General features: G+C 70.1%; 7 protein-coding genes. 5 read left to right on the forward strand and 2 right to left on the reverse strand.

Going from position 1 to position 5879, the window contains the following annotated elements; translation table 11 throughout:
* Nucleotides 1-1152, reverse strand: a 1152-nt coding sequence (locus VNT50_RS11460; RefSeq protein ID WP_325485250.1) for an MMPL family transporter, incomplete at its 3' end; no start/stop codon positions are given.
* A gap of 147 nt (nt 1153-1299) precedes the next feature.
* On the opposite strand from VNT50_RS11460, the gene VNT50_RS11465 reads away from it, so the two are divergent.
* Nucleotides 1300-1947, forward strand: a complete 648-nt coding sequence (locus VNT50_RS11465) for a TetR/AcrR family transcriptional regulator (RefSeq protein ID WP_325485251.1) — start codon at nt 1300-1302, stop codon at nt 1945-1947.
* A gap of 6 nt (nt 1948-1953) precedes the next feature.
* Here the strand turns inward: VNT50_RS11465 and VNT50_RS11470 are convergent, their stop codons facing one another.
* The gene (locus tag VNT50_RS11470) at nt 1954-2958 is read right to left on the reverse strand and encodes an o-succinylbenzoate synthase (protein WP_325485252.1); all 1005 of its coding nucleotides are present in this window, start codon (nt 2956-2958) and stop codon (nt 1954-1956) included.
* Between the two features lie 89 nt (nt 2959-3047).
* On the opposite strand from VNT50_RS11470, the gene VNT50_RS11475 reads away from it, so the two are divergent.
* The 4 genes from VNT50_RS11475 to VNT50_RS11490 all read left to right on the forward strand — a co-directional run.
* Entirely contained in the window at nt 3048-3383 is a 336-nt protein-coding gene (locus tag VNT50_RS11475) for a PadR family transcriptional regulator (RefSeq protein WP_325485253.1), read from the forward strand.
* A gap of 1 nt (nt 3384) precedes the next feature.
* On the forward strand, nt 3385-4356 hold the full coding sequence (locus VNT50_RS11480; RefSeq protein ID WP_325485254.1) for a permease prefix domain 1-containing protein: 972 nt from the start codon (nt 3385-3387) through the stop codon (nt 4354-4356).
* Between the two features lie 10 nt (nt 4357-4366).
* The gene (locus tag VNT50_RS11485; RefSeq protein WP_325485255.1) at nt 4367-5170 is read left to right on the forward strand and encodes an LLM class F420-dependent oxidoreductase; all 804 of its coding nucleotides are present in this window, start codon (nt 4367-4369) and stop codon (nt 5168-5170) included.
* Between the two features lie 25 nt (nt 5171-5195).
* Nucleotides 5196-5879: 1,4-dihydroxy-2-naphthoyl-CoA synthase (locus tag VNT50_RS11490; RefSeq protein ID WP_325485256.1), on the forward strand; the 684-nt coding region annotated here is incomplete at its 3' end.

The following is a 5879-nucleotide window of genomic DNA, read 5'->3' on the forward strand; positions in this document are numbered from 1 at the left end:
CACAGTCGTGACGATCGGGTGTTTCGTGATGAGGCCGACCCATCGCGTCGCGAACCCGCGCTTCTCCCGGGCGCCCTTCGTCTCGCTCCGCGCTGCAACAGCGGAGCGACGAGACGAAGCGCGCTTCGGACGGCCCGCCACGCGGCCCTTCACGAACCCGAGCATCGCCGGGGTGAGGGTCAGCGCGACCAGCACGGCGATGGCGACGGCGACGGCGGCCGCGATACCCATGGTCGTGAGGAACGGGATGCCGGCGAAGCTCAGCCCGATGAGGGCGATGAGCACCGTGATGCCTGCGAACACCACGGCCGATCCGGCCGTTCCGGTCGCCCGTGCCGTGGACTCTTCGGGTTCGACGCCCGCGCGCACCTGGTCCTGATGTCGGGCGACGATGAACAGCGCGTAGTCGATGCCGACCGCGAGCCCGAGCATGAGGGCGAGCAGCGGGGTGGTCGATGAGACGCTCGCGAACGCGGTGGAGACGAAGATCAGCGCGATCGAGAGCCCCACGCCGATGATTGCTGTCAGCAGGGGCAGCCCCGCGACCACGAACGAGCGGAACGTGACGATGAGCACGAGCAGGGCGATGATCAGGCCGACGGCCTCGGTCAGCGTCACGCCGGGCACCGAGATGGCGTACAGGTCGCCGCCGAGCTCGACCTGCGACCCGGAAGGGAGCTTCTCGCGCAGCTCGGCCGCGACATCCTGAAGTGCGTCCTTCGTTCCGGGCGGAACATCCGTCGCCTCGCCGTCGAACTGCATGCGCACGATCGCGGCGTCGCCGTCGTCGGATACCTGGCCCGAGACCGTCTCGCCGAAGGGGTCGGTGACCGCGAGCATTCCGTCGAGGTTCTCGAGGTCGCCGATCGTCGAGGCGATTGCGGAGGCATACGGGTCGTCCTCGATCGAGCCGCCGTCAGCGGCGACGATGATGACCTGCGCGCTCGTGCCGCTCGCCTGCGGGAACGTGCGGTTCAACTGCTCGATGCCGGCCTGCGATTCGGTGCCGGGAATGGAGAAGGAGTTGTCGGTTCCCTGGCCGAGAGTGAGTGCTCCGGCGCCGGCGATGCCCAGCAGGAGAATCCAGCTGACCAGCACGCGCCACGGATGACGGTACGACCAGCGGCCGAGGGAGTAGAGCAGGGTGGACACGACGCCTCCAGAATGAAAGTGCGGCGCTCCGGGCTACGGAGCGGCGAGTTCGATACGCCAATGTATCCGATACATAGATGTATCGTATTCCGGTGCGCCAGCGCAAGGCTGAGCAGTTCGTGTGAGAATCGCCCTGAGGAGGTACCCGTGACCGATACCGCGCCACGCGCCGCGACACGCAGTCGCGAGAACACCCGGGCACGCCTGCTGGATGCCGCGGCGGAGGTGTTCGCCGAGGTCGGCCTCGATGCGGCATCCGTCGAAGCGGTCTGCGAGCGCGCCGGGTTCACGCGGGGCGCGTTCTACTCGAACTTCGAGACGAAGGACGAACTGTTCCTCGAGCTCTGCGGCCGCGTCGCGGGCGAACGCGTCGCCGCCGTCAAAGCGCGCGTCGCCGAACTGGAGGCCGGTGGAGAATTCGCGCTCGACCCCACGGACCCGTTCCAGATCGTGCAGCAGGTGCTCGACGTCTCGGCCGACGACCGGCTCAGTGTTCTGCTGATGTCGGAGATCCGCAACCATGCCCTCCGCGTGCCCGCGCTCGCAGCCGCCTACCTCGCCCAGGAGGAGGAACTGGTGCTCGGAGTCACGCAGATCATCGACGACATCGCCCGCGCGAAGGGAATCGGGTTCCGGGTGTCGTCCGCGCAGGCGGCGCGTCTCCTGCTGACGACGTGGGAAGACGTCTCGGTGCGGGCCACCATGGCCGGGCTCGACCACAAGGCGCTGTCGCGCCGCACGAGCGAGGAGATCGCGAAGGTCGCCCAGCTCATCATCGAGCCGCACGCGACCTGATCCGCGTCAGCCGCGGCCGAGCAGCGCGTGGCAGCGCGTCACGCGCGCGTGCCACCAGTCGCGGCGCTCGGCCCCGGCCGCGAGTTCGCCGAGCCTCGCGGCGTCCGGGGTGACCCGGCCGACCGCGATGGTCCCCGCGCGGGCGAGCAGGGCCGGCTCGGCCACGTCCGCGGCGAAGAGGGATGCCGTGCCCAGGCCGCAGTCGTAGTCGAGCTCGGGCAGCGCGGCCGCCAGTGCCGCCCCCATGGCCAGCCCGACGGAGGTGTCGAGGGCGCTCGAGACGACGGCGGGCAGTCCGGCCTCGGCGACGATCTCGAGCGCCCGGTGCACGCCGCCGAGCGGCTGCGCCTTGACGACGAGGATGTCGGCCGCCCCGGCGCGCGCGACGGCGAGCGGGTCGGACGCCTTTCGCACGCTCTCGTCGGCCGCGATGGGGATGCCCATGTACTTCACGCGGCGGCGCAGCTCGGCGAGCTCGTCGATGCTCGCGCACGGCTGCTCCACGTACTCGAGGTCGCATTCGGCCATGGCGTGCACGGCGTGCTCGGCCTCGTCGACGTTCCAGGCGCCGTTCGCGTCGATGCGCACCCGGCCCTCGGGCCCGAGGGCGGCGCGCACCGCGCGCACGCGGGCGATGTCGTCGGCGAGGGTCTGACCCGGCTCGGCGACCTTGACCTTCACCGTGCGGCACCCGTCGAAGCGGGCGAGCACCTCCGGGACGGATGCCGCCGGCACGGCCGGCACCGTCGCGTTGACGGGGATCGCATCCCGCAGCGCCGCCGGCTGGGTCCGCCATCCGAAATCGACCGCCGCCGACAGCCACGTCGCGGCCTCCGCGTCGCCGTACTCGGGGAAGGGCGAGAACTCGGTCCAGCCCTCGGGGCCCTCGAAGAGCACCGCCTCGCGGGCGTCGACGCCGCGGAACCGCGTCGACATCGGCAGGGAGACGACGCGCGCGGTCGCGAGCAGCTCGTCGAGGGAGGGAAGGGATGCCGCGGCGTCGTTGCTCACGGGTCCATCATGCCCCGTCGCGCCCGACTCGCTTGTAATCAATAAAGCGCGATTGACAATGGTGTGTGACGCACAGTAATGTGATGGGCATGAGCGATGACGACATCCTGGCAATGCATCTGCAGGAACTGCGCCGAGGCACGGTCGTGCTGGCCTGCTTGCAGCTGCTGCGCACCCCCGGCTACGGGTACGGGCTGCTCGAGACGCTCGATGCCCGCGGGTTCGCCACCGACGCGAACACGCTCTACCCCCTGCTGCGCCGACTGGAGAAGCAGGGGTATCTCGACAGCGAGTGGAACACCGAAGAGGCGAGGCCTCGCAAGTTCTACCGCACCAGCGCCGCGGGCGTCTCGCTCGCGGCATCCCTCACCGCCGACTTCCGAGCGATCGCGACCGCGATCGACTCCCTCACCGAGGAGAACTGAGATGACGAACCTCACCGAGCGCTACGTCTACGCGGCGACGCGCAGTGTGCCCGAGAAGAATCGCGCCGACCTCACGACCGAGCTCGAGGCGTCGATCGGCGACGCGATCGACGCGCGCGTCGACGGCGGCGAGCCGCGGGATGCGGCCGAACGCGCGGTGCTGATCGAGCTGGGTGACCCCGACAAGCTCGCCGCCGGCTACACCGATCGGCCGCTGTACCTCATCGGTCCGCGGTACTACCTCGAGTGGTGGCGGTTGCTGAAGCTGCTGCTCTGGATCGTGCCGGTGTGCGCGGCCTTCGGCATCTCGCTGGGCCAGGTGCTGAGCGGGGCGAGCGTGGGAGAGGCGATCGGCGCGACCGTGGGCGGCCTGCTCTCGGTGGTCGTGCACCTGGCCTTCTGGGTCACTCTCGTGTTCGCCATCCTCGAGCGGACGAGCGGGTCGAGGGGCGAACCCGTCGTCGCCTGGGACCCCGATCAGCTTCCCGAACCGCGCCCGAAGGGACTCGGGTTCGGCGACATGGTGGCCAGCCTCGTCTTCCTCGCGGTCGCGGCCGCCGCGATCGTGTGGGACCGCTTCATCGGCTTCGTCTGGATGGGCGATGACCGGCTGCCGGTGCTCAACCCCGACCTGTGGCCGTGGTGGATCGCCGGGCTGTTCGTGCTCCTCGCCGCCGAGGCGGGTATGGCCGTGGCGATCTACGTCAAGGGTCGCTGGACCCCCGCCTTCGCCGTGCTGAACGCCGTGCTGGCGCTCGCGGCAGCGGTGCCCGCGATCTGGTTGCTCGCCACCGATCAGCTGCTCAATCCCGCGTTCTTCACGACCGTCATCCCCGCGGACTCGTCGGCGGAGGTCTACAGCATCCTCTCCGTCGTCACCGGCTTCGGCATCGCGATCATCGCGGGATGGGACATCATCGACGGCATCCTGAAGACCGTCCGCAGCGGCCGCACCCTCCGATCCGCGCCATAGGCTGGTCGGCATGCTCACCGATACCCCCGTCCGGCTGGGCATCCAGCTCCGCCCGCAGCACGTCGGCTACGCCGACATCCGCGGCGCGGTGAGCCGCCTCGAAGACATGGGCGTCGACATCCTCTTCAACTGGGATCACTTCTTCCCGCTCTCGGGAGACGCGAACGGGACGCACTTCGAGTCGTGGACCATGCTGGCCGCCTGGGCGGAGCAGACGGAGCGCGTCGAGTTCGGGTCGCTCGTCAACTGCAACAGCTACCGCAACCCCGACCTGCAGGCCGACATGGCCCGCACGATCGACCACATCAGCGCCAAGGGGGGCGCCGCGGGGCGCTTCATCCTCGGCACGGGTGCCGGGTGGTTCCGCCGCGACTACGAGGAGTACGGCTACGAGTTCGGCACGCCGGGCACGCGGCTGAACGACCTCGCCGACGGGCTGGCGCGCATCTCCGCGCGCTGGGACGAGCTCAACCCGGCGCCGACCCGCCGCATCCCCGTGCTGATCGGCGGCAAGGGCGAGCAGAAGACCCTGCGGCTCGTCGCCCGGCACGCCGACTACTGGCACAGCTTCGTCACCGCAGAAGAGATGCCCCACAAGCTGTCGGTGATCGAGCGGTGGGCCGAGCGCGAGGGGCGCGACACGTCCACGCTCATCCTGTCGAACGAGCTCCACCAACGCGGCGAGGATGTCGCCGACGACCTCTTCGACGCGGGTGTGCGCCTCTTCACGCTGTCGTTCCCGGGTCCCGACTACGACTACGACCTCGTGCGCTCGTGGCTCGCCTGGCGCGACGCCAGGAACGGCACTGCCTGAGCCGGCTCGGCCGTAGGCTATGGCAATGGCTCAACCCGTTTCGGAGCTCTTCGACGCAGAGCAGTGGATGCCGGCGCCCGGCGCCGTGGACAGTGACGGCGCCGACTCCTACACGGACATCACCGCGCACGTCTCCCTGGACGGGGCCATCGCCCGCATCGCCTTCGATCGGCCGGAGGTGCGAAACGCCTTCCGGCCGCACACGGTCGACGAGCTGTATCGCGCGCTCGACATCGCCCGCCAGGACCCCCGCATCGGCGCCGTGCTGCTGACGGGCAACGGGCCCAGCCCGAAGGACGGCGGCTGGGCGTTCTGCTCGGGCGGCGACCAGCGCATCCGCGGGCGCGACGGCTACAAGTACTCGGACGACGCGGCCGCCGTGGCGGATCCCGGGCGGGCGGGGCGCCTGCACATCCTCGAGGTGCAGCGGCTCATCCGCTTCATGCCGAAGGTCGTCATCGCGGTCGTGCCGGGCTGGGCGGCGGGCGGCGGCCACTCGCTGCACGTGGTGTGCGATCTGACGATCGCAAGTCGCGAGCACGGGCGCTTCAAGCAGACGGATGCCGACGTCGGCAGCTTCGACGCCGGCTACGGCTCGGCCTACTTCGCGCGCCAGATCGGGCAGAAGTTCGCCCGCGAGGTGTTCTTCCTCGCCGAGGAGTACTCGGCCGACCGCGCCTACGAGATGGGGGCGGTGAACCGGGTCGTG

The sequence above is a fragment of the Microbacterium sp. genome (genome assembly GCF_035554235.1).
GTDB lineage: Bacteria > Actinomycetota > Actinomycetes > Actinomycetales > Microbacteriaceae > Microbacterium.

Bases quoted from the DNA above. Each gene is read 5' to 3' on its own strand.
- VNT50_RS11475 (WP_325485253.1), top strand. From the start codon at position 3,048: ATGAGCGATGACGACATCCTGGCAATGCATCTGCAGGAACTGCGCCGA.
- VNT50_RS11480 (WP_325485254.1), top strand. From the start codon at position 3,385: ATGACGAACCTCACCGAGCGCTACGTCTACGCGGCGACGCGCAGTGTG.
- VNT50_RS11485 (WP_325485255.1), top strand. From the start codon at position 4,367: ATGCTCACCGATACCCCCGTCCGGCTGGGCATCCAGCTCCGCCCGCAG.